A 3,675-nucleotide genomic window follows, 5' to 3' on the forward strand; every position below is an offset into this window, starting at 1 on the left:
TGGGTCTACTCGGGGTTCCTGCCGATGTCGCAAAAGCAGCTGATGGCGATGATCCTCGGCGGCGCCTGCGGCGTGCTGACGCTGATCGGCGGCGCGGGCCTGCTGGTCCGCCGCCTGACCAACCCGCGCATTCGCGCGACCTCGTCGACGGCGGATATTCTGATCCTCAGCATCCTGCTGATTCAGTGCATTCTTGGCCTGACGACGATCCCCTTCTCCGCCCGACACCCGGACGGCAGCGAGATGCTCAAGCTGGTGGACTGGGCGCAGGCGGTGGTGACCTTCCACGCCGGCGCTTCGGCGCATCTTGACGGCGTGGCGATTATCTACCGCGTCCATCTGGTGCTGGGGATGACTATCTTCCTGATATTCCCGTTCACCCGGCTGGTCCACGTCTGGAGCGCGCCGGTCGAGTACCTGACCCGCCGCTACCAGGTGGTACGCTCAAGGCGCTGAACCCTTACCCTTTTACAGGCAAATGGTCTGTTGTTCGCAAACCGCATTCAACAGACCATCCTTTCTCAGACCCGATAGCTGCAGGTATCGATCAATCGATATCCGCAATTTTATTGCCAGGAGAGATGTTGCGGAATTTTAGAGTCGAAGAATAGCGGCTGGGGTTGCGTTGGGTAGAGAGTGGAATACTCCTCGGGGAAAGTTTGTTGCGCCAGATTCTCCACCGCGTTCAGCGTATCGCTTAAGCTTGCTCCGTTCAATTTAAGTCCGGTGAGCACAGCCTGCGTTTTCCCGCCAATAATGCCATCAATATTGCCTATATTCTCGCCTAAACGAATCAGTAGCGCCTGCAGTTGGGCCTCCTTCTGCTGACCACCAAAAAAATCGACCGGAATATTCGCGGCTAAAATGGCCGAAGCCGCGCCGGCCATATAAGGGTCAGGGAAATTATTTCCGAACTTATTCTGATAATAATTAATAACGGTCTGATGACTCCCTCGGCATTCAAAATGCCATGCTTCGTTTTTATGCATATCCGGTGAGGAAATAATGGGCACAATATTATATTTTTTAGCCAGCGACCAAAAATTAGCCAGCGGCATTCCTGTTTTTCCCAGCTCAATATCCATTGCCCTACCGGCCTCATGAAAACTCCCGCCGGGAGGCGGACTATAGGCCTTTTTTTTGCCGTTAATGTAATCTAAATGCGCCTGGAGCTGCATATCATGGGAGCGAAAGAGATCGCTTAGGACAAGTTTCCCGCCCAGGCTAGCAACCTCAGACGCCAGCGCGTAAATAGCTCCCGCCATATCTGGCGTCGCTTTTGCCATGTAGTCGGGCAGCATGACAGTCGCCCCGGACTTATTTTTATAAATGGATTCAATGACTACCGAAACCAGAGGTGTGTGCATTTTATTCCCCCTATCAATAGCAATATTGTTGGCCGCCGCCACAAAGCTACGACCATCAGCCGGCATGGAAATAAATGTTATGAAAAAATCAGCGTGTTATATCCAAGATGAGATATTTTAAATAGCATCATAATAAATTAACTCACCGCTATTTTTTCTATGGAATAATGGCACAAATCGCTAAAAACACAATCCGAAAAATAAAAACAATAATGATTTAAAATTCAACAGGTTATTGATTTTTCGACGGCCATATAAATTTCACATTTCACGGCCATCGATAATTAATAAAAACTTTGGATGCCTTCGGCGCTCGGTGATACTCTCCGGAGAAATACCTTTCATAACTAATCATTTTGTCGCAAAAAATTCCGCTGATGTCATATCTATTCAGCAATGAATCGTGGGCAATTTACCGTTGATGTCGACAGTATGAATAGTCTGAAAGCGCTGAATGGCCCGGTTCAAGGGACGGCTTAGCCTTTTGTATTTCATCGTCGTTGAGCAAAACCTCGTCAAAGGCTATGTAGAAAAACCGCGCTTCACCTCCAGATTCCAAGTAGTTCGCCAGACCGACCTTCACCCATTCCGCGTTAAGCGCCGGCAGCGATGCCGGCGCTTAAACGGCGTCGCTATTTACCCGCCTCCGGATGGGTGTCGAATGCCGCCATCACCGCCGCGAGGTCCGCCTCGCTAAAGCCGTGCTTCGCGTCATTTACCCCGAGGCCAAATCGCGTTTGCAGCGTTTCATACAGCGCCGCCACGTCGGGCAAATCAACCTTCTCCACCACCCGGCTGCTATCCCAGTGGGTAAAGTGGAAGTTGGTTAAGGTCATCTTCCCGCCGTCAGCCAGGTGGCGGCACATCAGCAGATGGTGGCGAAAATGCGACTGCGGCCAGTGGGCGGACCAGAAATTACCCATCACGTAGTCGGCGGCAAACTGACAGCCTAAATCGAAATGATACATCGACTGCCAGTGCTCGTGATGGCTGAACTGCAGCGTCCAGCGCTCGCCTTCGTGCAGCAGGCGGTAAACCCCGTGCGGGGTCTGCTGCTCAACGTCCGCCAGCAGCCTGATAGGCGCCGTCAGCGTTTGCCCGCCGAAGCCGACGTCGGCAATCCAGCGCTCGCCCTCCACCTCAACCAGCAGCAGGCGGTGGGTTCGCGGCGGCATCTGCGGCGGATTCGCCAGCACCACGCGCCCCAGCAGGCTGCGTACCGAGAAGCCAATCTCGCTCAACGCCCGCTCGAGCAGGCCGTTCTGCTCGAAGCAGTAGCCGCCGCGGCGGGCGTTAATCAGCTTGTCCTCCAGCGACCGATCGTCAAGATGGATCTCCCGCGGCAGCAGAACGTCGAGGTTCTCAAACGGGATCGCGCTGTTGTGGTGGATATGCAACGACCGCAGGGTGTTAATCGAGGCATCAGGGGTTCCCGTCCAGCCCAGACGAGAAAAATAGGCGCGTAAAAATGGGCTCATCAATGTCTCCAGCATTCGGTGTGCGTCATTTATAGCGTATTTTTCCCGCCTCACCGGTATTTTTGTGCGATCCTGAGGCTCAGCGCGCGCTGCGCTGCATCAGCGCCAGGGCGCTCAGCATCAGCGTCAGGCCGGTCAGCAGGGTCAGCGTCGCCATCGCCATGCCCTGTCCCGCCGAACCCTGCTCAAACTGACGCCAGATAAACACCGCTACGGTCTGGGTGCCCGCCGGAGCCAGCAGCAGGGAGGTCACCAGCTCGCGCGAGGCGACCGCAAACACCATCAGCATCGCCGCCAGCAGCGCCGGAAACACCAGCGGCAGGACGATCAGGCGCAGCGCCTGCAGCGGCGAAGCGCCGTGCACCCTGGCCGCCGGCTCCAGATTATTACCGAGCTGGCGCAGGGCGCTGCCCACGTAGCGCACCGGCCACGGCAGCAGCAGGCAGCAGTAGGAGAGCAGCAGCATAAACCAGGTGTTATACGGCGAAACCGGCCAGAACGGGCGGTTCCACAGCAGAATCAGCCCCACCCCAACCACCACGCCGGGCAGCGCCGCCGGCATCAGCGACAGCGCATCGATTATCGCGCTGCCGCGGATTTTTTGGATCAGCACCAGCCACGCCGCCACCAGCCCCAGCAGGCCAACAATCAGCGCCGAGGCCAGCGCCAGCGAAAGGCTGGTCCCCAGCGCCGAAAGCGCATCGCCCTGCTGGTTAAACAGCGCAATAAAGTGGTTAAAGGTAAAATTATCCGCGCCGATCCCGCCCGACAGCGTGCCCATCAGGCTGGTCACCACCGTCGATGCCACCGGCAGCACCACCGCCAGTCCG

At 56.0% G+C, this 3,675-nt stretch carries 4 protein-coding genes; 1 reads left to right on the top strand and 3 read right to left on the bottom strand.

The annotated features are described in order from the left end of the window. Positions 1-456 (top strand): respiratory nitrate reductase subunit gamma (narI, locus tag PFH44_RS25890; RefSeq protein WP_283826602.1); only part of this gene is annotated, 456 nt, incomplete at its 5' end. Between the two features lie 110 nt (positions 457-566). Here the strand turns inward: narI and PFH44_RS25895 are convergent. The 3 genes from PFH44_RS25895 to PFH44_RS25905 form a co-directional block, all read right to left on the bottom strand. Next, positions 567-1,367 carry a M15 family metallopeptidase domain-containing protein gene (locus PFH44_RS25895; protein ID WP_283826603.1) on the bottom strand — a complete coding sequence of 267 codons (801 nt, stop codon included), beginning with the start codon at positions 1,365-1,367 and terminating at the stop codon, positions 567-569. Positions 1,368-1,999: 632 nt separating this feature from the next. Then, entirely contained in the window at positions 2,000-2,845 is an 846-nt protein-coding gene (gene nhoA / locus PFH44_RS25900) for an N-hydroxyarylamine O-acetyltransferase (RefSeq protein WP_283826604.1), read from the bottom strand. A gap of 79 nt (positions 2,846-2,924) precedes the next feature. Next, positions 2,925-3,675: ABC transporter permease (locus tag PFH44_RS25905; RefSeq protein ID WP_283826605.1), on the bottom strand; the 751-nt coding region annotated here is incomplete at its 5' end.

This window comes from Klebsiella sp. Ech2A (assembly GCF_030078455.1).
In the GTDB taxonomy this organism is placed as follows: domain Bacteria; phylum Pseudomonadota; class Gammaproteobacteria; order Enterobacterales; family Enterobacteriaceae; genus Klebsiella; species Klebsiella terrigena.

Bases quoted from the DNA above. Each gene is read 5' to 3' on its own strand.
- PFH44_RS25895 (WP_283826603.1), bottom strand. From the start codon at position 1,367: ATGCACACACCTCTGGTTTCGGTAGTCATTGAATCCATTTATAAAAAT.
- nhoA (WP_283826604.1), bottom strand. From the start codon at position 2,845: ATGAGCCCATTTTTACGCGCCTATTTTTCTCGTCTGGGCTGGACGGGA.